The sequence below is a fragment of the Microbacterium sp. NPDC058389 genome (genome assembly GCF_042722305.1).
Taxonomy (GTDB): Bacteria; Actinomycetota; Actinomycetes; order Actinomycetales; family Microbacteriaceae; genus Microbacterium.
In genome coordinates, this window is sequence record NZ_JBHXJQ010000016.1 from 61048 (window position 1) to 83960 (window position 22913).

General features: G+C 70.8%; 20 protein-coding genes. 5 read left to right on the forward strand and 15 right to left on the reverse strand.

All coding sequences use genetic code 11. From position 1 onward, the window contains the following. Positions 1-60: 60 nt before the first annotated feature. Positions 61-1755, forward strand: coding sequence for a S8 family serine peptidase (locus ACFWJ8_RS17580; protein ID WP_378813973.1), 1695 nt, complete (start codon positions 61-63; stop codon positions 1753-1755). A gap of 33 nt (positions 1756-1788) precedes the next feature. Beyond that, complete coding sequence (locus tag ACFWJ8_RS17585) at positions 1789-4257, forward strand: CHAT domain-containing protein (protein ID WP_378813974.1); 2469 nt, start codon at positions 1789-1791, stop codon at positions 4255-4257. Positions 4258-4467: 210 nt separating this feature from the next. Here the strand turns inward: ACFWJ8_RS17585 and ACFWJ8_RS17590 are convergent, their stop codons facing one another. Continuing rightward, positions 4468-5229, reverse strand: coding sequence for a LysR family substrate-binding domain-containing protein (locus ACFWJ8_RS17590; protein ID WP_378813976.1), 762 nt, complete (start codon positions 5227-5229; stop codon positions 4468-4470). A gap of 35 nt (positions 5230-5264) precedes the next feature. On the opposite strand from ACFWJ8_RS17590, the gene ACFWJ8_RS17595 reads away from it, so the two are divergent. Beyond that, a complete protein-coding gene (locus ACFWJ8_RS17595) occupies positions 5265-5639 on the forward strand; it encodes a DUF1304 domain-containing protein (RefSeq protein WP_378813978.1) in 375 nt (124 codons plus the stop codon). 3 nt (positions 5640-5642) lie between these two features. Here ACFWJ8_RS17595 and ACFWJ8_RS17600 read toward each other — a convergent pair whose 3' ends face one another. The 4 genes from ACFWJ8_RS17600 to ACFWJ8_RS17615 all read right to left on the reverse strand — a co-directional run bounded on the left by ACFWJ8_RS17600 (position 5643) and on the right by ACFWJ8_RS17615 (position 9857). After that, positions 5643-6221, reverse strand: a complete 579-nt coding sequence (locus ACFWJ8_RS17600; RefSeq protein ID WP_378813980.1) for a thermonuclease family protein — start codon at positions 6219-6221, stop codon at positions 5643-5645. 49 nt (positions 6222-6270) lie between these two features. Next, positions 6271-6678: a transferase gene (locus tag ACFWJ8_RS17605; RefSeq protein ID WP_345544836.1), complete on the reverse strand. Its 408-nt coding sequence runs from the start codon at positions 6676-6678 to the stop codon at positions 6271-6273. A gap of 143 nt (positions 6679-6821) precedes the next feature. Further along, on the reverse strand, positions 6822-8213 hold the full coding sequence (locus ACFWJ8_RS17610) for an aspartate aminotransferase family protein (protein WP_378813981.1): 1392 nt from the start codon (positions 8211-8213) through the stop codon (positions 6822-6824). Between the two features lie 81 nt (positions 8214-8294). After that, entirely contained in the window at positions 8295-9857 is a 1563-nt protein-coding gene (locus tag ACFWJ8_RS17615; RefSeq protein WP_378813983.1) for a CoA-acylating methylmalonate-semialdehyde dehydrogenase, read from the reverse strand. A gap of 168 nt (positions 9858-10025) precedes the next feature. Between ACFWJ8_RS17615 and ACFWJ8_RS17620 the strand changes: the two genes are divergently transcribed. Continuing rightward, on the forward strand, positions 10026-11603 hold the full coding sequence (locus ACFWJ8_RS17620) for a PucR family transcriptional regulator (protein ID WP_378813985.1): 1578 nt from the start codon (positions 10026-10028) through the stop codon (positions 11601-11603). 18 nt (positions 11604-11621) lie between these two features. Here the strand turns inward: ACFWJ8_RS17620 and ACFWJ8_RS17625 are convergent, their stop codons facing one another. From ACFWJ8_RS17625 to ACFWJ8_RS17645, 5 genes are all read right to left on the reverse strand, one after another. Beyond that, on the reverse strand, positions 11622-12665 hold the full coding sequence (locus tag ACFWJ8_RS17625) for a zinc-dependent alcohol dehydrogenase family protein (RefSeq protein WP_378813987.1): 1044 nt from the start codon (positions 12663-12665) through the stop codon (positions 11622-11624). Between the two features lie 261 nt (positions 12666-12926). Continuing rightward, positions 12927-13259, reverse strand: a complete 333-nt coding sequence (locus ACFWJ8_RS17630) for a cupin domain-containing protein (RefSeq protein ID WP_378813989.1) — start codon at positions 13257-13259, stop codon at positions 12927-12929. Further along, positions 13256-14686 carry an NAD(P)/FAD-dependent oxidoreductase gene (locus tag ACFWJ8_RS17635; protein WP_378813991.1) on the reverse strand — a complete coding sequence of 477 codons (1431 nt, stop codon included), beginning with the start codon at positions 14684-14686 and terminating at the stop codon, positions 13256-13258. Before ACFWJ8_RS17635 ends, ACFWJ8_RS17630 begins: the two co-directional genes overlap by 4 nt. A 110-nt stretch (positions 14687-14796) precedes the next feature. Continuing rightward, entirely contained in the window at positions 14797-15354 is a 558-nt protein-coding gene (locus tag ACFWJ8_RS17640; RefSeq protein ID WP_378813993.1) for a cysteine hydrolase family protein, read from the reverse strand. Between the two features lie 23 nt (positions 15355-15377). Then, a complete protein-coding gene (locus ACFWJ8_RS17645; RefSeq protein WP_378813995.1) occupies positions 15378-15740 on the reverse strand; it encodes a winged helix-turn-helix transcriptional regulator in 363 nt (120 codons plus the stop codon). 64 nt (positions 15741-15804) lie between these two features. Between ACFWJ8_RS17645 and ACFWJ8_RS17650 the strand changes: the two genes are divergently transcribed. Further along, complete coding sequence (locus ACFWJ8_RS17650) at positions 15805-16644, forward strand: NAD-dependent epimerase/dehydratase family protein (protein ID WP_378813997.1); 840 nt, start codon at positions 15805-15807, stop codon at positions 16642-16644. Positions 16645-16721: 77 nt separating this feature from the next. Here ACFWJ8_RS17650 and ACFWJ8_RS17655 read toward each other — a convergent pair whose 3' ends face one another. The 5 genes from ACFWJ8_RS17655 to ACFWJ8_RS17675 all read right to left on the reverse strand — a co-directional run bounded on the left by ACFWJ8_RS17655 (position 16722) and on the right by ACFWJ8_RS17675 (position 22705). Further along, entirely contained in the window at positions 16722-18377 is a 1656-nt protein-coding gene (locus tag ACFWJ8_RS17655; protein ID WP_378813999.1) for an amidohydrolase, read from the reverse strand. Between the two features lie 93 nt (positions 18378-18470). Next, on the reverse strand, positions 18471-19367 hold the full coding sequence (locus ACFWJ8_RS17660) for an ABC transporter permease (protein ID WP_378814001.1): 897 nt from the start codon (positions 19365-19367) through the stop codon (positions 18471-18473). Next, positions 19364-20293, reverse strand: coding sequence for an ABC transporter permease (locus ACFWJ8_RS17665; RefSeq protein WP_378814003.1), 930 nt, complete (start codon positions 20291-20293; stop codon positions 19364-19366). Before ACFWJ8_RS17665 ends, ACFWJ8_RS17660 begins: the two co-directional genes overlap by 4 nt. Beyond that, a complete protein-coding gene (locus ACFWJ8_RS17670; protein WP_378814005.1) occupies positions 20286-21464 on the reverse strand; it encodes a spermidine/putrescine ABC transporter substrate-binding protein in 1179 nt (392 codons plus the stop codon). Before ACFWJ8_RS17670 ends, ACFWJ8_RS17665 begins: the two co-directional genes overlap by 8 nt. Before the next feature lie 41 nt (positions 21465-21505). Beyond that, positions 21506-22705, reverse strand: a complete 1200-nt coding sequence (locus ACFWJ8_RS17675; RefSeq protein ID WP_378814007.1) for an ABC transporter ATP-binding protein — start codon at positions 22703-22705, stop codon at positions 21506-21508. Positions 22706-22913: the final 208 nt, after the last annotated feature.

A 22913-nucleotide genomic window follows, 5' to 3' on the forward strand; every position in this document is an offset into this window, starting at 1 on the left:
GTACCGGAACGGATGCCGTGACCTGGGGGTCGCGGCAGCCGCTATGTGTAAGGGGAAAGCATGAGCAATCTCGGCGATGGTGATCCCGGGCGGGGCACTGCGGGTGACGGATCCTGGCGTGATCGGTACCGGGCGGCCCGGGGACGTGGGGTACCCCTGGATCCGACAAGCGAGACGGTCCCGGGGATCGACGCATTTCCCACCGACTACGCCAAGGACCACCTCCTGGTCACGAGCACGGAGGACGTCAGGGAACTGATGAAACGCCTGCGGTTGGCGGCGGCGGACTTCGGATGGGGCGTCGAGTTGCGACTTCTCGACGGTCGGCCGACCGAGGAGGAGCCGGCGATGGACCGTGCCCGGCGGGGCCGGGCCGAGTTCGACCTTCCGACCATCTATCGCGTCGCGATCTTCCCGGCTCCCAGTCCGGATCGCGACGATCAGCCGGTGCCGCCCATCGACGCCTGGCGGTTGCTGCAGCGTGCGCGTGCGCGTGGCCGTGGCGAGCGTCCGCCCGTGCAGATCACCGGCGTCTCGCTCGATCACGTGCTGAGCGTCGATGATGCGGGTGGCGTGATCAATCCGTTCGGCGGTGGCAAGACCAATCCGTTCGGCGGGGGGAAGACCAACCCGTTCGGCGGGGGGAAGACGTACCCGTTCGGCGGCGGCAAGACCTACGGGGTCGAGAGCTACGGGGAGATCGGCAGCGGAGCTCGCCAGGTGGCGGGTTACGTCGGACCTGCGCCCATCCGGACCGCTCCGCTCGCTGCGCGAGGGCGCCGACCCGTGGTCGCCGTGCTCGACACCGGGTGCGGGCAGCATCCCTGGTTGCCCGACGCCATCGTCACGCGCTACCCGGAGCTGGACGACCGTGTGATCGGGCTTGACGACAAGCTGACCGACCCGGAGACCTTCGGCGACCAGGCCGGCGCGTTCGACGGTTGGCTGGACTCGTCGGCCGGCCACGGAACGTTCATCGCGGGCATCATCCGTCAGGTGTGCCCGGAGGCTGATCTGGTCTCGATCCGTGTGGCGGACAGCGAGGGCAACGTCCTCGAGGGCGACTTCCTGCTGGCGCTCCGATCCCTGGTGAAATCGATGCTTCGCCCGATTCGTCGGGGAGGACGGCGGATCGACGTCATCAACCTGTCGATCGGCTTCTATCACGAGACACCCGACACCGGCCTGTTCGACAAGACCCTGGCCGAGCTGCTGCTTCGCGCCCGCCGTGAAGGGTGTGCGGTGGTGTGCTCGGCCGGCAACGACGCGACCAGCCGACCGTCGTTCCCTGCAGCGCTCTGGAGGTGGCCGGACCATGACTTCATCGCGCCCGACTCCGCGAACGTCGCACCGCATCTGGCGGTGGGGGCACTCAACCCGAACGGGACGGTCGCTCTGTTCAGCAACATCGGGGGCTGGGTGTCGACGTACGCGCCGGGCGCTTCGGTCCTCAGCAGCTTCCCTGCGCTCAACGGCGGACTGCAGGCGGATGTCCGGTCGGATCGCGATGGGTTGCGACGGGAGACCATCGACCCGGACGACTTCCGCGCCGCGCGGTCGGCGGGCTACGCCATCTGGAGTGGAACGTCCTTCGCTGCGCCGTACGTCGCCGGGATGATCGCGCGAGAACTCACTCCGAAACTCATGGCGGGGGACCTCGCCGATGTGGACGAGCGCATCGATGCATCACGTCGCGCGGGCACGCGCGTCAAAGCGGAGTTGAAGCGCGCGCGACGGACGCCGGAGGGTGACTGACGAACGAGCGCGCCGGCGCGGCATGATGGGCTGATGGGGCGTTCCGCGCTGCAGCTTCACCAGGAGGGGGTGGAGCTCGCGAATCGAGGCGAGCTGAGGTCTGCTCAGCGCGTGCTCACGCGCGCCTCGGCGCTGACGGACGATCCGGATCTGGCGGCTCGGATCTCTGCCACGCTCGCTGTGACGTACGCCCGGACGGGTGACCTGGTGCGCGCAGAGAGCCTCTGCACGGAGGTGTGGGCGTCACCAGATCTGCGCCCCGCGACCCGCGCCCTCGTGGCGGGGCAGATGGGGACGATCGCCCAACTCGCCGGCCGGCTCGGCGACGCAGAGCGGTGGATCAGTCTGGCCATCTCGAGCGTCGAAGACCCGATCGTCCGGGCAACGCTCCTGCAGAATCGCAGCTACATCGGCATGCAGCGCCGAGATCTCCTCCGCGCGCGGAGCGACACGGCGGAGGCCGCCCGCCTCTACGCGGCGCACAGCGCCGGAGTCGACGCCGCGGAGGCTCGCCACGACCTCGGATACATCGACCTGCTCCGTGGTGATTTGGTCGGCGCCTTGACGCAGATGACCGATGCGCGACCGACCCTCGCAGCAGCGTCCCGGGCTGGGGCGGCGGTGAGTGATGCCGATCGGGCTGAGGTGCTCCGCGATGCCGGACTCATCCGGGAGGCGGAGGAGCTCTTGGTCTCCGCCGCGACGATCTTCGGATCCATCCGGATGAAGCTCGAGCGTGCGCGGGCCGAGTATGCGCTCGCACGATCGCTCCTCAGCCATGACCCGGTGCGGGCGAGCGCAGTGGCCGCGCGCGCAGCGCGCAGGTTCCGTCTCCTCAGCAACGAGGCGTGGACCATGCGTGCGGATGCGCTCGTGCTGCGCGCACGCCTGGCCGCCGGCCAGATCGTCAGCTTCGGGCGCCGAGTGCCCGAAGCGGGCAGGGCGCCCAGAGCTGCTGATGTCGAGACGCTGGCCCGGGCCCTCGAGTCGGGGGGTCTGCGCAACGACGCCGTCGCGCTGCGCCTCTCGTTCGAGCTGTGGACAGCCCGTCATGGTCGCTCCTCCACGTACCCGTCCGCCACCCGCGTTCCCGGGGGTGCCTCGATGGACGTGCGGCTGCTGGCACACGAGGTCCGTGCCGCCCGAGCGCAGCAAAGGGGGCGACAGTCCGAAGTTCGCGCGTATGCCCGGGCGGGCCTCGACGAGTTGTTCGGATGGCAGCGTCAGTTCGGGAGCCTCGACCTCCAGACGTCCGTCGTGTGGCACGGGCACGGGCTGGTCGGTCTCGGGCTTCAGTCCGCGGTGCAGTCAGGACGCCCGGACGTCGTGTTCGAGTGGTCCGAGCGAGCCCGGCACCTGAGCCTTCAGGTCGTGCCTCTTCGCCCCCCGCCGGATCCGGATCTGGCGGCGGAACTGGCGGAACTCCGAATGCTGCGGGCCGATGGTGACGGCTGGCTCTCCAACCCACGAGCGGTCGAGCTGCACAACAGCGCTCGCCGGCGTCAATGGGCGAGCACACGCTCGGCCGCGGTTCGCCACCGCGCGACGCTGGAGGAGGCGCAGCTGGGTCTCGACGACTCGACCGCCGTGGTCGCCTATGTGTATTCCGGCGAGACGCTGAGCGCGCTGATCGTCAAGCGAGACTCCGCTCAGCTCGTGGATCTGGGCGATTGGGGCTCGGTCCGGCAGATGATGTCGGGCCTCAGAGGAGACCTCGACATGGCGGCCGTTGTACAGCGAGGGCCGCTGGCAGCTGTCGTCCGCCGTTCGCTGGACGATCGCCTCTCCGCCCTCTCCAGCGCTCTCGTCGCGCCGGTGCTGCGCGCGGTGGACGACCGTCGCCTTGTCATCACCGCGCCGGGAGTTCTCAGCGGAGTGCCGTGGGCCATGCTGCCGGCGTTGCACGGCCGAGTCTTCACACTCGCGGCGTCGGCATCGCGCTGGCTTTCATTCGCGAGAGATGTGCCGCGCCCCGGTGCGGCGGCCTTCGCCGCGGGCCCTAGGGTGCCTCGGGCGGCAGAGGAGGTGAGCGCGGCCTCCGGCGCCTGGCGCGACCCCGTCGTGCTCGATCCCGCACGCATCGAAGAGGTCACGCGCGCAGCAGCCGCAGCCGACGTTCTGCACATCGCCGCGCATGGGCGGCATTCCGCCGACAACCCGATGTTCTCGGGTCTGGAGCTCGCCGACGGCACCCTCTTCGGCTACGACATCGACCTCATCGAGAACGTCCCCGACACGATCGTGCTCTCCGCCTGCGAGGTCGGCCGCTCCTCGGTGCGCTGGGGCGAGGAGGCCGTCGGCATGACCCGGGTGTGGCTCCACGCGGGTGCCCGCTGCGTCGTCGCGGCGCCCGTGGTCGTCGCCGACGACGACGCGTGCGAGCTGCTCGCGGCCATGCACGAGGGGCTGGCCGCCGGCATCCCTCCGTCCGTCGCGCTCGCCGACGCGTCGGCACGCACCGGGATCGTGGCGCCGTTCCAGGTGCACGGCGCGGGCTTCTGAGAATCTCGGAGAATTCTCGGGCTCGGATGTATCAGGCCGCGTGACGCGTGCTCCTGCTCTTCGGAACCGCTCATGCCGCCCTCCCGGGGGGTCGGGCGCGTGGGCAGAAGACGTCTGGGGCCGCACCTGGGGATGCGGGTCTTCGGTGCCGGTTCCTCGAGGGGCGTCGCATGGGGACCTGGCGGCGCCCCTCGTACCGGTCCCCGGGCGTCAGCCGCGTGACGAGTTCGCGGTGCGCCCGCGCACGATCCCGACGAACGCCTCGATCGCGGGGCTCGTGTTCTCTGCCACCCACGCCAGGGCGACCGTCGAGGTGGGGCCGTCGCGCAGCACCCGGTAGTCGGCGTCTTTTCGACGGTGCAGGCGCGCGAGCGACATCGGCACGATGACGATCCCGACGCCCGCCGCGACGGTCGCGATCGCCTCAGCGGTGTCGGCCGGGGGAGCGAAGCGGGGTTCGACGGTTCCGGGAACGTGGATGCCGAGCACGTCGTCGCGCGGAACCACCAGCACCTCGCCCACGAGGTCGGCGGCGTCGAGCTCGTCGGCCGCCGTCAGGTGGGAGTCTCTCGCCGTCACGACGACGGGCACCTCGTCGTAGAGCGGGATGACATGCAGCCCGTCCTTGTCGATCGGCAGCCGCACGAGTGCCGCGTCGACCTCGCGATCGACGAGCGGGCGACGCTGATCGGCGACGTCGAGGGGGACCAGATCGAGCGAGGTGTGCGGCATCCGATCGTTCCACGTGTCGATCCAGCGACCGGGCGTCGCGCCCGGGATGGCGCCGAGCGCGAATGTCGCCGGCATCGGCGGCTCGACCGGGAGGGGCTTCGGAGCACGCGGCTGCGCGGGCTTCGCCTTGCGGGGCTGCGAGGGCTTCGGCTTGCCCTTGCCGGCCGACGCCGAGCCGCCCGAGGAGCGCCGGGAGGCGGCATCCCGCCCACGTCCTTTGCCCGACCCGCCCTTAGCCATACCGATCAGCGTAGCCGGGGCGATATCGTTCGCTCATGGTGGGGATTCTCGCGACGGTTTTCGCAGCGCTGGCGGCGCTGCTGCACGTGTACATCTTCGTGATGGAGAGCGTGCAGTGGACGCAGCCCAAGATCTGGAAGCGATTCGGCGTCGCCGACCAGGCCGCGGCAGAGATCACGAAGCCCATGGCGTACAACCAGGGGTTCTACAACCTGTTCCTCGCGATCGGCGTGGTGATCGGCATCGTGCTGTTCTACGCCGGCGGCGGCATCGCCCTTGTGCTGTTCGCGCTGGGCTCGATGGTCGCGGCCGCGCTCGTGCTGGTCACGACGGGCCTGAAGTACCTGCGGCCGGCGCTCATCCAGGGCACGCTCCCGCTCATCGCGTTCGTGCTCTTCCCGTTCGCCTGAGGCTCAGCACGCGCCCCAGCGGCCTGCCCGGGATGCCTCGGCCTCCGTCTGTGCCGCGGCGAACAGCTCTGCGTGGGCCGTGTTCGGGGCGATGCGCAGCGCCGCGGCGTCGCCCGCGGCGACGAGCTCGTAGTTGACGAATCGGCCATCGTCGGTCCAGAGGTACCGCAGGGAGCGGTCGTACCGGTCGCGTGGCTCGGCATCGGGCGCGGTCCACACCGTGGCGCCCTCGGGGAGCAGCTCGGCGAGATGGGCACGGGCCTCGTCCGCCCAGCACTCGGGCGTGGGCGTGCCCTCGGGGGTGTCGATGCCGATCAGCCGCACCCGCGTGCGTTCGCCGGTCGACGGATCAGCGCCCTCGATCGTGTCGCCGTCGAACACATACGTGACGGTGAGGGCGACCGCATCATCGGGACGCGAGGGGATGCCGGCGGCCGTGGCCGACGGCACGCCCGGGCCGCCGGGTTCCGGTGACGGGTGCGTCCGCGGGAACCCGGTCAGCCACGCCACGCCGACACCGGTCAGCAGCACGAGGAGCACCGCGAGCATGAGCCCTGTGCGTCGTGACCGGGTGCGCGCCATCGCGTCAGGCTAGCGGCATCCACGGACGCGACAAGACGCGCAGCTGGGTTCAGGCGGCCAGGCGCAGGCCCCGCCTGTCGGTGGCGACGCGCTCGCCGTCGGCGATGGTCACGTCGTCGCCGATGAGGGACCCGCCGGCGACGCGGGCGTCGTGCCCGACCTGCGTGCGGACGCCGATCTTCGCCTTCGGGCCGATCGCGGCGCGCGGGCCGATGTGCGCGTGCGGCTCGATGACGGCGTTGGGTCCGATGACGGCGTCCGTCTCGACCCACACGCCACGGCCGACATGCGCGCCGGCCGCGATCTGCACACCCGGTTCGACATACGCCCCCGCTTCGACGACGGCGCTCGGGTGCACCTTCGCTCCGTGCGCGATGAGGCCACGACCATTGACGTGCTTGCGGTAGCGCAGCGTCTCGCCCTGGTCGTTCTCGATGTCGATGTAGTTCTTGCCCACAGTCCCCTCCTGCGACACCACATGGTGCTGGATATAGAGACAACGTGTGGCGGGGGCCGTGTATTCCCGCGCATCGGAACGATTCGGCGCACACGCCGAAGCCCCGCATCCGTGCGGATGCGGGGCTTCGGAGACGGGTCGGCTCAGCGCGCGACGTACTCGTCGGCCACTGAGAGCGCCCGGTCGATCACGTCGAGGCCGCGCAGCAGCTCCTCCTCCGTGATGACCAGCGGCGGCGCGATGTGCACGCGGTTGAAGTGCGTGAACGGCCAGACGCCGTCGCGCTTGCACGCTGCGGCGACCGCGGCGACGGGTGCGGCATCCGCTCCGCTCGCGTTGAACGGGACGAGCTGCTCGCGCGTCTCGCGATCCTTGACGAGCTCGATGGCCCAGAACAGGCCGCGGCCGCGCACGTCGCCCACGGACGGGTGGCGCTCCGCGATCTCGCGCAGGCGGGGCTCGACGACGCGCTCCCCGAGGTCGCGCACGCGCTCGAGGATGCCGTCGCGCTCGAACACCTCGAACGTCGCGACACCGGCCGCGCACGCCAGCGGGTGGCCGGAGTACGTGAGTCCGCCGGGGAACGACACGGTGTCGAAGTGCGCGGCGATGCGGTCCGAGATCACGACGCCGCCGAGCGGCACATAGCCCGAGTTGACGCCCTTGGCGAAGGTGATGAGGTCGGGCTGCGCGTCGAACGCCTGGAACGCGAACCACTCGCCCACGCGGCCGAAGCCGACCATGACCTCGTCGGCGATGTAGACGATGCCGTACTTGTCGCACAGCTCCCGCACGCCCGCGAGGTATCCGGGCGGGGGGACCAGCACGCCGTTGGTGCCGACGATCGTCTCGAGGAGGATGCCGGCGATCGTGTTCGCACCCTCCAGGACGATCGTCTGCTCGAGGTGCTCGAGGGCGCGCGCGGTCTCCTGCTCGGGGCTGTCGGAGTGGAACGACGAACGGTACGGGTACGGGCCGTGGAAGTGCACGATCGAGCCGTCGGCGGGCTCGTTCGGCCAGCGCCGCGGGTCGCCGGTCAGGCTGATCGCGGTCGACGTGTTGCCGTGGTAACTGCGGTACATCGACAGCACCTTGCGGCGTCCCGTGAACAGGCGCGCCATGCGCACCGCGTTCTCGTTGGCGTCGGCGCCGCCGTTCGTGAAGAACACCTTCTCGAACCCGTCGCCGGCGACCTCGGCGATGCGGCGGGCGAGCTCGCCGCGCACGTCGTTGGCCATCGACGGCTGGATCGTCGCGAGGCGGCCCGCCTGCTGCTGGATCGCGCGGACGAGATCGGGATGCTGGTGGCCCAGGTTCAGGTTCACCAGCTGCGAGCTGAAGTCGAGGTACGCGTTTCCGGCGTAGTCCCAGAACGTCGAGCCCTCGCCGCCCGCGATGGGCAGCGGGTCGATGAGCGCCTGCGCGCTCCACGAGTGGAAAACGTGCCCGCGGTCGTCCGCGCGCACGCGCGCGTCGGCCTCGAGGTCGGCGGTCCCTGCGCTCGTCGAAGGGCCGGTGAGGAGGGTGTCGGTCATGAGGATCCTTGGGGTCCGGTCGCGACTCGGTCCCTGAGCCTGTCGAAGGGGCGCTTCGACAGGCTCAGCGACCGGGTTCGGTCAGTTGTTCTGGGGGAAGCCGAGGTTGATGCCGCCGTGGGTGGCGGGGTCGAGCCAGCGGCTGGTGATGGCCTTCTCGCGGGTGAAGAAGTCGAAGCCGTGCACGCCGTACGCCTTCGCGTCGCCGAACAGCGACTTCTTCCAGCCGCCGAACGAGTGGTACGCGACCGGGACGGGGATCGGCACGTTGATGCCGATCATGCCGACCTGCACCTCGTTCTGGAAGCGGCGGGCGGCGCCGCCGTCGTTCGTGAAGATCGCGGTGCCGTTGCCGAACCGGCCCGAGTTGATGAGCTCCAGGCCCTCGTCGTACGACGCGACGCGAACGATCGAGAGCACCGGTCCGAAGATCTCCTCGGTGTACGCGCGGCTGGTGGTCGGCACGCGGTCGAGCAGCGTCGGGCCGAAGAAGAACCCGCCCTCGTGTCCGTCGACCTGGAACCCGCGCCCGTCGACGACGATGTCGGCGCCGTCGGCCTCGGCGATGTCGACGTACTCCGACACCTTCGCGCGGTGGATGCCGGTGATCAGGGGCCCCATGTCGGGCTCGACGCCGTCCGGCTCGAGTCCGGCCGCGCCGTTGCCGATCCGCAGCCGGGCGATGCGGTCCTGGATCTTGCCGATGAGGTCGTCGGCGACGGGCTCGACGGCCAGCACCACGGAGATGGCCATGCAGCGCTCGCCGGCGGCGCCGTAGCCCGCGTTGACGGCGGAGTCGGCGACGAGGTCGAGGTCGGCGTCGGGCAGCACCAGCATGTGGTTCTTCGCACCGCCGAGGGCCTGCACGCGCTTGCCGTGCCGGGATGCGGTCTCGTAGATGTACTGGGCGATCGGCGTCGACCCGACGAAGCTGATCGACTCGACGACCGGGCTGGTGAGGAGGCCGTCGACGGCGAGCTTGTCGCCCTGCAGTACGGTGAACACGCCGTCCGGGAGGCCCGCTTCCTTCCACAGCGCGGCCAGCCACAGCGCGGCCGACGGGTCCTTCTCGGACGGCTTCAGCACGACGGCGTTGCCGGCGGCGATCGCGATCGGGAAGAACCACATCGGCACCATGGCCGGGAAGTTGAACGGCGAGATGATGCCGACCACGCCGAGAGGCTGCTTGGTCGAGTAGACGTCGATGCCCGTCGACACGTTCTCGGAGTAGGCGCCCTTGATGAGGTGGGGGAACCCGCACGCGAGCTCGACGACCTCCTGACCGCGGAGGATCTCGCCCATCGCGTCGGAGACGACCTTGCCGTGCTCGGACGTGATGATCTCGGCGAGCTCGCGCTTGCGCGAGTTCAGCAGCTCGCGGAACGAGAAGATCACGGCCTGGCGCTTCGCGATCGAGTAGCCCGACCATTCCTGGTAGCCGCGCTCGGCCGACGCGATCGCGGCGTCGATCTCTGCCTGGTCGGCGAGCGCGACGTGCGCGGTGACCTCGCCGGTCGCGGGGTTGTAGACGGGGGCGGTGCGGCCGGACGTCGAGGCGTGCTCCGCACCGTCGATCCAGTGCGGGATCACGCGGACGGCAGTGGCCTCGACAGCGGGCGCTGCAGTGGTTTCGACGGTGGTCATCGGGGCGGTTCCTTCGGCGTCGGACAGATCGTGTGACGATCCCTTAGGCTTGACGGGTCCCAGCCTGTCAGAGAAGAAGAGGCGGCAACGGTGCCCGACCGTCGCGAAGATCGAGCGATCCATACGGATCGTCCGACAGATCGATCCGCACATGAGACCCTCCCGACCGTGCGCGAGGTGATCTCGCTCGACGCTGTCGCCCACGGGGTTCCCGAGGTGCTCGTCGGCGATGACGCGCTGGATGCGCGCGTGCGCTGGCTGCACGTGTCCGACAGCGCCGGCGTCGCCCGCCTGCTCGACGGCGGCGAGCTGCTGCTGTCGACGGGCTCGTCCTGGCCGGCCGAACCCGCCGACCTGCGCCGGTTCATCGACGAGCTCGGAGATGCCGGTCTCGCCGGCCTCGTGCTGGAGCTCGGCACGCATTACCGGTACGTGCCCGCGGTCGTGGTCGAGGCCGCTCGCGAGCGGGGCCTGGCCCTGGTGGTCCTTCACCGCGAGGTGAAGTTCGTGGCCCTCACCGAGGCCGTCCACAGCCGCATCATCTCCGGCCAGACCGACGCCCTGCGTGCCCGGGACGAGGTGCGCGAGCGGTTCACCGCCCTCGTGCTGCGCGGCTCGCCCGCCGACTTCATCGTGCACCAGCTCGCTCAGACCCTCGGCGCCCCGATCGTGCTCGAGAACCTCGGGTTCGAAGTCGTCGCCGCCGAGGTGCCCCTCGCCCTGGAGGAGGAGCTCTTCACCGAATGGGAGCTCCAGTCCCGCTCGGCCCACCGACGCGTCGCCGCCCGTCGTGAGCGCGGCGCGGCCCCGGACGCCGACGACTGGCTCATCGTGCCGGTCGAGGCCCGCGGCGTCCGGTGGGGTAACCTCATCGCCCTCCCCGGCCCCGATCACGCCGCCGGGCGCACCGCCGTCCTGGAGCAGGGCGCGATCGCGCTCGCCGTGGGCCGCCTGGCCGACGGCGACGCCGACGAGTGGGCGCGCATCGGACGCCGCCGCCTGGTCGACGGCCTGCTGGCCGGCCGGTTCGCGGGGATCGGGGGAGCGGCCGCACGCCTGGAGGCTGCCGGGCTCCCACTGCGCGGGTCGCGCCTCTACGGCCTGGTGATCTCGGGTGCCCCCGTCGCGACGGAGCGGGCGGATGCCGCCGCCCGGGCCCTGCGCGGGCGAGCGCTCGCCGGCTCGGCCCCCGCCGGCGGCGTCGGTGCGACGATGCTCATGTCGCTGCCGCCGGACGCCGACTTCGACGACGCGGCGGTGCTGGGCTTCGTGCGTGCGCTCGTGGACCCCGCCGACATCGAGCGGGTGGTGGTGTCGGTAGGCCGGGCCGCCGAGGGGATCGACGCGGCGCTGGCCTCGGTGCACGAGGCCGTCGACCTCGCGGGCGGCCGGCGCCGCCGCTCGGGTCGTGGTCCGTACCTGCGACGCTCCGAGAATCGGCCGCTCGTGCAGCTGGTCACCGCGCTGCGCGACGACCACCGCGTGCTCGAGCACGGCGAACGCATGCTCGCGCCGCTCATCTCGCACGACCTGTCGCGCTCGGGCGACCTGCTCGACGTGCTGGAGGCGATGCTGGCGCATCCGGGCAACCGCACGGCCGCGGCATCCGCGTCGCACCTCTCGCGCTCGGTGTTCTACCAGCGCATCGCGCTGATCGAAGAGCTGCTCGGCTCCGACCTCGACGACGGCGAGACCCAGACGGCCCTGCACCTCGCGCTGCTGGTGCGGAGGTCCGCCGGGCGCTGATCGCGCGTGCCTGCGCGGTCAGGGCAGGCGCGGGTCGATCATCGTCATGCCGGCCGGCGTCGCCTGGTCGAAAGCGGGCAGCAGTGCCGCGGCCTCCGACAGCCCGACGACCCGTTCGACGAGGGACTCGGGGTGCAGCGCGCCGGACGCGATGAGCGCCAGCATCCCGGGGTAGTCCCCCGCGGCCATGCCGTGGCTGCCGAGCAGGTCGAGCTCCCAGCCGATCACGCGCGACATCGGCACCCGGGGGTGGCCTTCGACGGGCGGGAGCAGGCCGATCTGCACGTGGCGTCCGCGTCGGCGGAGGCTGTGGATCGCGTCCGCGCAGGTCTGCTCGCTGCCGACGGCATCCACCGACACGTGCGTCCCGCCGTGACTCAGTTCATGCACGAGGGCGGGCACGTCGCGCCCGTCCGCGAGGACGGTGTGATCGGCGCCGAGAAGGGATGCCGCATCCAGCGCCGCCCGGTGACGGTCGATGATGATCACCCTCGCGCCGAGGGCCTTGGCGATCATGACGGCGCTGAGGCCCACGCCGCCGGCGCCGACGATCGTGACCCACTCGTCCGCGGCGAGGCGGGCGCGTCCGACGAGGCCGCGGTAGGCGGTCGCGAACCGGCACCCGAGGGCCGCGGCGGCCTCGAAGCTCACCGCCTCGGGGATCGCCACGAGGTTCGCGTCGGCCGCGTGCAGCACGACGAACTCGGCGAACGAGCCGTCGTGCGTGAACCCCGGCTGCGTCTGGTCGGGGCACACCTGCGCGTCGCCCTGCAGGCACCACTCGCACCGTCCGCAGCCGCACACGAACGGCACCGTGACGCGATCGCCGACCGCCCACGCCGACACGCCGGGCCCAACTTCGGCGATGACTCCGGCCAGCTCGTGACCCGGTATGTGCGGGAGCGAGATGTCGTCGTCGTGCCCCGCCCACCCGTGCCAGTCGCTGCGGCACAGTCCTGTCGCCCGCACCTCGACGACGACCCCGCCCGCCGGCGCCGCCGGCCTCGCGACATCACGGACCTCCGGCGCGACGCCGAAGGCGTCGTAGACGACTGCACGCATGCCTCCATGGTCGCACCGCCGCGCCCGCCGCCCTGCCGGATCGGGGATGCCGGCGGCCGAGGTCGCTCTCGGACCGGGGCGTTTCGTCTCGCTCGTGCCTCGCTCGCCCAGCGACCGGGGGCCGGGTCGGGTTGCTGGTGCGGCTGGGGCGTTTCGTCTCGCTCGTGCCTCGCTCGCCCAGCGACCGGGAGCCGGGGTCCCGGTCGCTGAGCGAGCGCCAGCGAGACGAAGCGCGGTGCCCGCAATCGGATGGCTCGCGGGTCAGCCGGCGACGTAGACCTTGCGGAGGGTCTCGTGCACGGTCCACACCGTGTGCATGCCCTCGGCGAGCTGCACGACCGAACCTGCGCGCAGGTCGACCGGTGCGAGCGTGGAGTCCGTGAACGACAGCGTCGCGGAGCCCGACAGGACCACGAACACCTCGTCGGCCTCGACGTCGGTCGAGGTGCCGGCGGTGTGCTCCCACACGCCGATCGTGTCGGTCAGCTCGACGAACCCCGTCGACGGCGTGCCGGTGACCACCTGGTCGGCGGGCAGCGGCTGCAGCGGGATCGCGAGGGTCGCGGCATCCACTCCCACTCCCGGGAAGATCACGAGTCGAACCCCAGTCCGAGCGCGTCGAGCGTCTTGAGCAGCACGTTGCGCTTGCCCAGGTTGTGGTCGGCGCGATCGAGCGACCAGCGCACGGTGTTCACCGCGAGTGAGGCTGCCGGCTCAGGCGGGAACGGGATCGGGCGCTTGCGCACCATCTCGAGCTGCGTGCGCTCGTTCGAGACGCCGTCGAGCAGGTCGAGCATGACCTCGCCGGCGAAGCGCGTCGACCCCACGCCGAGACCGGTGAAGCCCGCCGCGTAGGCGATGCGGCGCTCGCGGGCGGTGCCGAAGAAGGCGGTGAACTGCGTCGACGAGTCGATCGCGCCCGCCCACTGGTGCGTGAAGCGCAGGCCCTCCAGCTGGGGGAAGGTCGTGAAGAAGTGGCTCGCGAGCTTCTCCCATGTCTCCGGGCGGTGCTCGTGAGCCGGGTCGACCTTGCGGCCGTATCGGTAGATCGCGTCGTACCCGCCGAAGAGGATCCGGTTGTCCTTGGTGATCCGGTAGTAGTGGAACTGGTTGGCCAGGTCGCCGATGCCCTGCCGGTCGTTCCAGCCGATCGATGCCAGCTGTTCGGCCGACAGCGGCTCGGTCATCAGCACGTAGTCGTACACCGGCAGCGTCATGAGGCGGTTCCGCTTGAGCAGCGACGGGAAGACGTTGGTGCCGAGGGCGGCTCGGGATGCCTCGACCCGGCCCTGCTCGGTGATCACGACGACGCCCGGGCCCGAGGTGTCGAGTCCCGTCACGTGCGAGCGCTCGAAGATCTCGACGCCGCGCTCCTCGCAGACCCGCGCGAGCTCGGCCGCCATGCGGGCCGGGTGCACCATGCCGCACGTGTCCTTCTCCCATACGCCCGCGAGGTAGGTGGGGGAGTCGACCGAGGCGCGCACCTCGTCCTGATCGAGGTAGACGACGCCGTCCTCGCCTTCGGCGGCCCACTCCTTGAGCCACTCGACCTGGTGCGGTTCGGTGGCGGGAGCGAGCTGGCCGGTGCGCTCGAACTGGAAGTCCATGCCGTACGTCGCCTCGGACGCCTCGATCGCGTCGAGGTTCTCGAGCCCGAGCCGGTCGATGAGCGGCATCTCCTTGGGCCAGCGGGCCATGCCGTTCTCGTGACCGTGGGTCAGGCTCGACTCGCAGAAGCCGCCGTTGCGTCCCGACGCCGCCCACCCGACGCGCTGCGCCTCGACGACGACGATCTTGGCGCCGGGCGTGCGCTCGCTCGCGAGCAGCGCTGTCCACAGGCCGGTGTAGCCGCCGCCGACGATGACGAGGTCGGCGCGGTGCGTTCCCACGAGCGGCGGGCGGTCAGGCATGAGGGAATCGGGCAGGTCGTCGCGCCAGAAGACGGAATGTCTGGTGTCGGCGAGCGAGTGCCGGATGACGGATGCCTGCGGCCGCTGTCGTTCGAAGACGGTCGTGCCCACGGTTATCAACTCCGATGCGTTGGTTTCTCCCATCCTCGCCCGTGGGCGGTGCGGACGGGGAGGGCCGGTGTCGGAGATTCCGAAGGCGTCCGGACGGATTGTCGGGCGGCTCAGGCGGCGGTGAGCTCGCCGATCAGCGCGTCGACCGGAGCCACCCGCGCGTATGTGCCGTGCAGGGCCGCGAGGAACGCGGTGTGGACCTGCGCGCCAGGAACGGTGACCTCGCCCAGGGTCAGGTCGGGCGCGGCGCACGCGTCCTGTGCGACGGCGAGCGAGAAGCCGAGATCGGATGCCGCACGCACCGTCGCGTCGACGCACATGCTCGTCATCATGCCGGCGACGACGATCTCGTCCGCCTCGGTCGCGCGCAGCAGCGACTCCAGACCGGTGCCGACGAACGCGTTCGGCTCATGCTTGACGATCACGTGCTCCTCGCCGTCCGGCGCCACCCGCGGGTCGAACTCGACGCCGGGCGTCTCGGACTCGAAGAACGCGGCGTCCGGACCGTCCCAGATGTGCTGCACGTGGACGACCCGCTCACCGGTCGTGCGGAACGCCCCCAGCAGGCGCGCGGCCGCATCGGCGGCGGCATCCGATCCCACGAGCGGGTGACGTCCGCCGGGGAAGTAGTCGCGCTGGATGTCGATGAGGAGGAGCAGTCGGGTCACCGATCCAGCATAGGTCGCGCCCGTCAGGCGCCGAGCGCCCGCCGGCGCGACTCCAGCACCTCGGGCACGTGCTCCTCCGCCCACGACCTCATCGCCGCGATGGGCTCCAGCAGCGAGCGTCCGAGCACGGTGAGCGAGTACTCGACGCGCGGCGGAGAGTCGGGGAACGACCGCCGTTCGACGAGGCCGTCGGCCTCCAGGGCGCGCAGCGTCTCGGTGAGCACCTTCGGCGAGACCGGGCCGAGGCGCTCCTTGAGCTCGGAGAACCTCATGGTGCGCTCCGACAGAGCGAGCACGATGAACATCGTCCACCGGTCGCCGATGCGCGAGAAGATCACCCGGCTCGGGCAGGCCTGGCTGGTCACGTCCCACTCGACGGTCGTCATACGGGGTCACCTCCGGGGAAGTTCCGTTGAAGTAACCGACGGGGTCGGCCCTACCGTGAACGGCATGAAGATCCTACTGACCGGCGCGACCGGCTATATCGGCTCCACCGTCCTCGACACCCTCCTCGACGCCGGGCACGACGTCATCGCCGCTGTGCGCAGCAATCAGGCCGCCGCGACCGTCGCGGCGAAGGGCGCGACGCCCGTCGTCGGGGACCTGCACGACTCGGGCTGGCTCGCTGACGTGCTCGAGGGGACGGATGCCGCGATCCACACCGCCGCGTCGGACGACGCGGAACGGCTGAACCTCGCGGTGGTCGAGGCGGCCGAACGCGCGTACGGCGGCACGGATCGGCGCTTCGTGCTGACCAGCGGGATCTGGGAGTACGGCGCGGGTGGCGGCATCCGCAGCTCCGACGCACCGGCTCCGGTCGACCTCGTGGCGTGGCGGGTGCCGATCGAGGACCGCCTGCTGGCATCGGATGTGGCTGCGACGATCGTCGTGCCGGCGGTCGTCTACGGCCGCGGCAAGGGGCTGCTGTCGGTCATCGTCGACGCCCCGCGCACGGCGGACGGCGCCCTCACCCTCGTCGGCGACGGGTCGCAGCGCTGGACGTGGGTGCACGTCGACGACCTCGCCCGGCTGTACCTGCTGGCGGTGACGCATCCCGTCGCGGTCGGACGGCTGATCGCGAGCGACGGCGCGCCGGTGACCGTGCGCGAGGTCGCCGAGGCCACCGGGGCCGACGCAGCCGCGGAGTCCGTCGAGGCCACGCGCTCGCGCCTCGGCGCGGCCTTCGCCGACGCGCTGCTGCTGGACCAGGCCGCGTTCGGCACCGAGGCGCGCGACCTCGGCTGGGCCCCCGAGCACCCGGGCGTGCTGCAGGAGCTCGCAAGGGTCTGAGCGTCCGGTCGCTGAGCCCACGCGCGGTCGCTGAGCCTGTCGAAGTGCCCTTCGACAGGCTCAGGGGCCGATGGGTCTCAGGAGCCGGATGCCGCGTACACGCGCTCGCCCTCGACGAACGTCTGCAGCACGCGGGTGGCACCGATCTGGTCGGCGGGCCCGGCGAACGGATCGCGGTCGAGCACGACGAGGTCGGCGTACTTGCCGACCTCGACCGTACCGGTGACGTGGTCGAAGTGGTTCACCCAGGCGGAGCCGGCCGTGTAGGCGGTGAGCGACGTCGCGAGGTCGATCGCCTGTTCGGGGTAGAACGCGTCGTACTCGCCCTCCTCGTAGCCCGGCGCGGCCGTGCGGTTGACCGCGGTGTGGATCGCAGCCATCGGGTCGGGCGTCGAGACCGACCAGTCGCTCCCGGCGGCCAGCACCGCGCCCGCGCGCAGCAGATCGCCGAAGGGGTACTGCCACGCCGACCGCTCCGGGCCGAAGAACGGCAGCGTGAGCTCCACCATCTGCGGCTCGTACGTCGCCCAGAGCGACTGCATGTTCGCCGCGACGTCGAGCTCGCGGAAGCGCGAGAGGTCCTCCGGATGCACGACCTGGATGTGCGCGATGTGGTGGCGGTTGTCACCGCGGCCGTTGCGGGCGATCGCGTGCTCGACGGCATCCAGGCACTCCCGCACGGCGCGGTCGCCGATCGCGTGGAAGTGCACCTGGAATCCCGCGGCGTCCAGCAGGGGCACCGCCTCGTTGAGGATCGCGGGCGGCACGAAAGAGATGCCCGAGTTGTCGGTGGGGTGGCCGTGACCGTCGAAGTAGGGCTCGAGCATCGAGCCCGTGAAGTTCTCGGCCACGCCGTCCTGCATGACCTTGATGCTGGTCGCCGCGAAACGGCCGCCGCGGTACTGCTCGCGGCGCTCGATCAGGAACGGGATCTGTTCCAGGCCCGCGGTGCGGTCCCACCACAGCGCACCGACGACGCGGCCCGTCAGCCGCCCGTCGGCGGCGGCCGCGAGATACGCGGGACCCGGGTCGCCGGCATCCCCGTACGAGCCGACGATCGCGTCCTGCCAGGCCGTCACGCCGAACGAGTGCAGGTAGCGCTGGCCCGTCAGCAGCGCCTCGACCATGCGCTCGGCCGGCTCGGGCGGCAGCAGACGGTTCACGAGCGTCATCGCGCCCTCGTGCAGCGTGCCGGACGGACTGCCGTCGGCATCGCGCTCGATGCGGCCGTCGGCAGGATCTGGAGTGGCACGGTCGATGCCCGCGAGGCGCAGCGCGGCCGAGTTCACCCAGGCGCCGTGGCCGTCGCGGTTGGGCAGGAACGCCGGGCGGTCGCCCGTGACGGTGTCGAGGAGGGATGCCGTCGGCGTGCCTCCCGGGAACGCCGACATGCTCCAGCCGCCGCCGAGGATCCACTCGTCGTCCGGGTGATCCTGCGCGTACCGCCCGATGGCGTCGACATACGCGGCTGCCGACTCATGGGCGGACAGGTCGCAGCGGAGCATGTCGAGCCCGCCCCACACCGGGTGGACGTGCGCGTCCTGGAACCCGGGCAGCAGCAGCCGCCCTGCGAGGTCGACGACCTCGGTGGAAGGGCCGACGAGCTCGCGCACGTCGTCACCGCCGACCGCGACGATGCGGCCACCGGAGACGGCCACGGCGTCCGCGCGCGAGCGCACGGTGTTCGCGGTGAACACGGGACCGCCCGTGAACACGAGGTCGGCGTACGGCATGGGACTCCCTGAGCAATCCGGTCGTTGAGCGAGCGAGGACGAGCGAGACCAAACGCGCCGGCGGACGGTCCGCCTAGGCGTGCGGCATCCCGATCAGCCGCCCGCCATGGTGCGGGCGATGTCTGCGGCCGAGTCGCCGGCGCGCTTGAGCACGAGAGCCACGACGGCCAGGGCGATGAGGGTCAGCAGGAGCATGATCGTCGACACCGCGGCGATCTCAGGGCGCAGGCCCGTGCGCACCGCGCCCAGGATGTACACCGGCCACGGTGTGGAGCCCGCGACCGAGACGAACGCCGCGATGACGGTGTTGTCGAGGCTCAGCGTGAACGACAGCAGGAAGCCGGCGAGCACGGCGGGCATCGCGAGCGGCAGCGTGACGCGACGGAACGTCGTGAGCGGCGGCGCGTACAGGTCGGCGGACGCCTCTTCGAGCTGCGCGTCGAGGCCGATGAGCCTGGCGCGCACGAGGTACGACACGACCGCGATCGAGAACAGCGAGTGACCGATCACGAGACGGAAGATGCCGTCGTTGAAGAAGCCGATGCCCCAGTCCTGCCCGAGCGTCACGAGCCACGGCAGCAGCGCGACCGCATCGACGATCTCGGGCGTCACCGAGACGAGCAGGAGCAGCACCAGGAACCACCACACCCACTTGCCGGGGTGACGAGCCATCGCGATGCCGGCGAGCGTGCCGAGCACCGACGCGAGCAGCGCCGCGAGGAAGCCGGTCTGCACCGAGATCAGCACCGCGCTGCGGATGACCTCGTTCGAGACGATCGCGGCGAACGAGTCGAAGCCGAACTGCGTGAACGACGTCAGCAGGCGCCCCACGTTGAACGAGTAGACGACCACCACCGCGATCGGCAGGAACAGGAACACCAGGACCGCGATGCCCCAGATCGTGAAGCCGAGATCGCCGCGGTTGCGCTTGGCGCGCGGGGTCACCGCGCTCTGGGCCGACAGGATCGTGCGTGTGTCGGTGGCGGTCATGCGGCACCTCCGGCCGAGGGGGCGGGCGCCGCCATCGTCGCGGCGGCGGGCGTCGGGTCGAGCACCACACGGTTGCGCAGGCGCATCGGCACGCCGACGAGCCACACGAGCCCGAGGCCCACCGCGGTCGTCAGCAGCACGATGAGGATCAGCATGATCGCCATCGCCGAGCCCAGCGCCCAGTTCTGCGCCGTCTGGAACTGCGTCGCGACCATCTGGCCGATCATGTTGCCCTTCGCTCCGCCGAGGATCGTCGCGGTGATGTAGTCGCCCATCAGGGGGATGAACACGAGCAGCACGCCCGCCAGGACGCCGGGGCGTGAGATCGGGAGCGTGACCCGCAGGAACGTGGTCCAGCGGCCCGCGCCGAGGTCCTTCGATGCCTCGCGCAGCGCCGGGCCCACCCGGTCGAAGGCGACGAACAGCGGCAGGATCATGAGCGGCAGGTAGTTGTAGATGACGCCGAGCAGCACGGCCTGGCGCGTGTACAGGATGTCGAGCGGACCGAGGCCGAGCGTCTGCATGACGCCCGACACCCAGCCGTTGGGGGCGAGGATGATCTGCCAGCCGATCGTGCGCACCAGGAAGTTGGTCCAGAACGGCACCATCACCAGGGCCACCAGCAGCCCGCGCTTGGACGGCGGCGCCTTGACGGCCATCCAGTACGCCACCGGAGCCCCGATGGCCAGGCACGCCAGGGTGCCCAGGATGCCGATCCACAGCGTGTTCTGGAACGTGGCGAAGAACGTCGGCGTGAGCACCTCGACGTAGCGGTCGAACGACAGCACGTCGTTCGCGTGGGTGCCGAAGATGCCCGGCTTGTAGCCGAAGCTGAACCAGACGACGTAGCCGACCGGGATGACGAAGAAGAAGAGCAGCCAGGCCCAGGCGGGGAACGCGAGGGCGATGCCCGCCTTCTTACGCACCCGCTGCCGCCTTCACCTTGTTGTAGATGTCGACGACGCGCGCGAGCGAGTCGTTGACCTCGCCCTCCTCCATCGTGGCCAGCTGCTCGGGCGTGAAGAACACCATGTCCAGCAGTTCCAGGCCCGCGTCCGCGGCCGCCTGCTCGATGTTCGCCACGCCCGTGTGGTAGCCGATGTAGTCGAGCTCCTGCAGCGACGCCGCCGGGTCGAGCACGTAGTTGATGAAGGCGTGCGCGGCCTCAGGATGCGGCGCGCCGGTCGGGATCGACCAGTTGTCCATCCAGATCTCGGTCTTGGGGCCGGCCAGCACCCAGTGCCAGCGGTCGGGCTCGCTGGTCTCCATGAGTGCGAGGCGGACATCGCCGTTGTACGCCTGCATCAGCACGTGAGAAGCCTGCTGGATGGCTCCGCCACCGGGGTAGGAGTCGAACGCCTCGAGGTGCGGTGCGAGCGTGTTCACCAGGAAGTCCTCGGCAGCGTCCAGGTCGCCCTCGTCGGTCGTCGTCCACGGGATGCCGTTGGCCCAGAAGTAGGCGCCCGTGAGCTCGCTCGCGTCGTCGAGCATCGAGGTCTTGCCGCTGGCCTCGTTCTGGGCGGCGTCGAGGAAGTCGCTCCAGGTCGAGAGCTCGCGGGTGATGACGGTCTTGTCGTACACGAACCCGGTCGTGCCCCAGTCCTTGCAGATCGAGTACTCGTTGTCGGGGTCCCAGGCGCGGCCGACGAACGCCGCGTCGAGGTTCTTGAAGTTGGGGATGAGCTCCAGGTTGAGCTTCTGCAGCAGGCCGTTCTGCACCATCTGCTGGATGTAGACGCCCGTCGGCACCACGATGTCGTAGCCGCCAGTGCCCTTGGCGGCGGTGAGCTTCGCGATCATCTCCTCGTTGGAGTTGAACGAGCTGAGCTCGACCGTCGGCCCCTGCTCCTTCGTGAACGCGTCGATCACGTCGGGGCTGTCGTAGTCGCCCCACGTGTAGATCGACAGCTTGCTCTCCAGCGCGCCGCCCGTCGCCTTGGGTGCGGCGGACGTGCCGCCGCCGGGCGAGCAGGCGGTGAGGATCGCGGCGGCGCCCGCCGCAGCGGCGATGCCGAGGAACCCGCGACGGCTCAGCTCACGGCGGATCGTGGGCACGGCGTCGCTGCTGGCGAGGATGCGGATCGGGGACTCGGGCATCGGTGTCTCCTGGTGTTCGGGTGCGGAAGGCGGGGGTCAGGTCAGGCGGCCGGCGGGGCGACGTAGCCGCTGTCGGCCGCGGCATCGTCGGCGGGGAAGAGCAGCACGTTCGCGGCATCCCACGAGCACACGACCGCGTCGCCGACGGCCAGCGACGGCGCGTCGGGCGTGGGACGACGGGCGATGATGCTCTTGTCGTCCGAGACCTGCACCAGGTACTGCATCGTCTCGCCCAGGTGCGCGACCCCCAGCAGCGTGCCGCGGACGGAGTTGACGTCGGATGCGGTCACGCCGCCGTCTGCGCTCTGCTCGGCCGCGATGCGCACGAACTCGGGACGCACCGCTGCCTGGCCGCGCGAGCCGCCGGCGAGCTCGGCGGACGCGGCGCGGACCACGCCCTCGGGCGCCTCGACCGCCGCACCGTCGGCGGTGACCTGTCCGGTGAAGAAGTTCTGCTGGCCGACGAAGGCCGCCACGTAGGCCGACGCCGGGCGCGCGTAGACGGTGTCGGCGTCGGCGATCTGCTCGATGCGGCCGTGGCGCATGATCGCGATCCGGTCGCTCATCGAGAGCGCCTCGCCCTGATCGTGGGTCACGAACACGAACGTGATGCCCAGACGCGACTGGAGGAGCTTGAGCTCGAGCTGCATCTCTTCGCGCAGCTGTCGGTCGAGCGCGCCGAGCGGCTCGTCCAACAGCAGCACCGCGGGACGGTTCACGAGTGCGCGCGACAGCGCGATGCGCTGCTGCTGGCCGCCAGAGAGCTGCGTGGGCTTGCGGTCGGCGAACTGACGCATCTGCACGAGGTCGAGCGCCTCCGACACGCGGGTGCGGATCTCGGCCTTCGGGATCTTGCGCTGCTGCAGGCCGTACGCCACGTTCTCGGCCACCGTCATGTGCGGGAACAGCGCGTACGCCTGGAACACCGTGTTGACGTTGCGGCGGTACGGCGGCTGGCCCAGCACGGACTGGCCGGAGATGCGGATGTCGCCGGCATCCGGCTGCTCGAATCCCGCGATCATGCGCAGTGTCGTCGTCTTGCCGCAGCCCGACGGACCCAGCAGCGAGATGAACTCGCCCGGCTGGATGGTCAGCGAGAGGTCGTCGACGGCGAGCTGATCGCCGTAGCGCTTGGTGATGCCCGAGAGCAGCACCGCCCCGCGCGACGCATCGCCATCGGTGGGGACCTGGTCTGCCGGGATGGCCGCCGAGGCGGGCGCCGTGCCTGTGGACGTCGTCACTCGTGAGGTCCTTCGTGTCGCGGGCCGTGCGGCGGTGCGCGGCCTATCGGGTGTGGGGGTATTCAATATCGCGGCGTGCGTGGGTGCAATCCGTCGACGCGCGAAACAGGACGATCCGAGCCACCGGGCGGTACCGGCGCGACAGATCGTCCGGGCGTGCGTGAACCCGCGGAATCCGCGATGTTTCAACGAGAAGTCGTGTCGTGGA

What these genes read in the sequence shown, in the direction of transcription:
- ACFWJ8_RS17580 (WP_378813973.1), top strand. Translation starts at nt 61, where the DNA reads ATGAGCAATCTCGGCGATGGTGATCCCGGGCGGGGCACTGCGGGTGAC.
- ACFWJ8_RS17585 (WP_378813974.1), top strand. Translation starts at nt 1,789, where the DNA reads ATGGGGCGTTCCGCGCTGCAGCTTCACCAGGAGGGGGTGGAGCTCGCG.
- ACFWJ8_RS17590 (WP_378813976.1), bottom strand. Translation starts at nt 5,229, where the DNA reads ATGGCTAAGGGCGGGTCGGGCAAAGGACGTGGGCGGGATGCCGCCTCC.
- ACFWJ8_RS17595 (WP_378813978.1), top strand. Translation starts at nt 5,265, where the DNA reads ATGGTGGGGATTCTCGCGACGGTTTTCGCAGCGCTGGCGGCGCTGCTG.
- ACFWJ8_RS17600 (WP_378813980.1), bottom strand. Translation starts at nt 6,221, where the DNA reads ATGGCGCGCACCCGGTCACGACGCACAGGGCTCATGCTCGCGGTGCTC.
- ACFWJ8_RS17610 (WP_378813981.1), bottom strand. Translation starts at nt 8,213, where the DNA reads ATGACCGACACCCTCCTCACCGGCCCTTCGACGAGCGCAGGGACCGCC.
- ACFWJ8_RS17615 (WP_378813983.1), bottom strand. Translation starts at nt 9,857, where the DNA reads ATGACCACCGTCGAAACCACTGCAGCGCCCGCTGTCGAGGCCACTGCC.
- ACFWJ8_RS17625 (WP_378813987.1), bottom strand. Translation starts at nt 12,665, where the DNA reads ATGCGTGCAGTCGTCTACGACGCCTTCGGCGTCGCGCCGGAGGTCCGT.
- ACFWJ8_RS17645 (WP_378813995.1), bottom strand. Translation starts at nt 15,740, where the DNA reads ATGACGACCGTCGAGTGGGACGTGACCAGCCAGGCCTGCCCGAGCCGG.
- ACFWJ8_RS17650 (WP_378813997.1), top strand. Translation starts at nt 15,805, where the DNA reads ATGAAGATCCTACTGACCGGCGCGACCGGCTATATCGGCTCCACCGTC.
- ACFWJ8_RS17655 (WP_378813999.1), bottom strand. Translation starts at nt 18,377, where the DNA reads ATGCCGTACGCCGACCTCGTGTTCACGGGCGGTCCCGTGTTCACCGCG.
- ACFWJ8_RS17660 (WP_378814001.1), bottom strand. Translation starts at nt 19,367, where the DNA reads ATGACCGCCACCGACACACGCACGATCCTGTCGGCCCAGAGCGCGGTG.
- ACFWJ8_RS17670 (WP_378814005.1), bottom strand. Translation starts at nt 21,464, where the DNA reads ATGCCCGAGTCCCCGATCCGCATCCTCGCCAGCAGCGACGCCGTGCCC.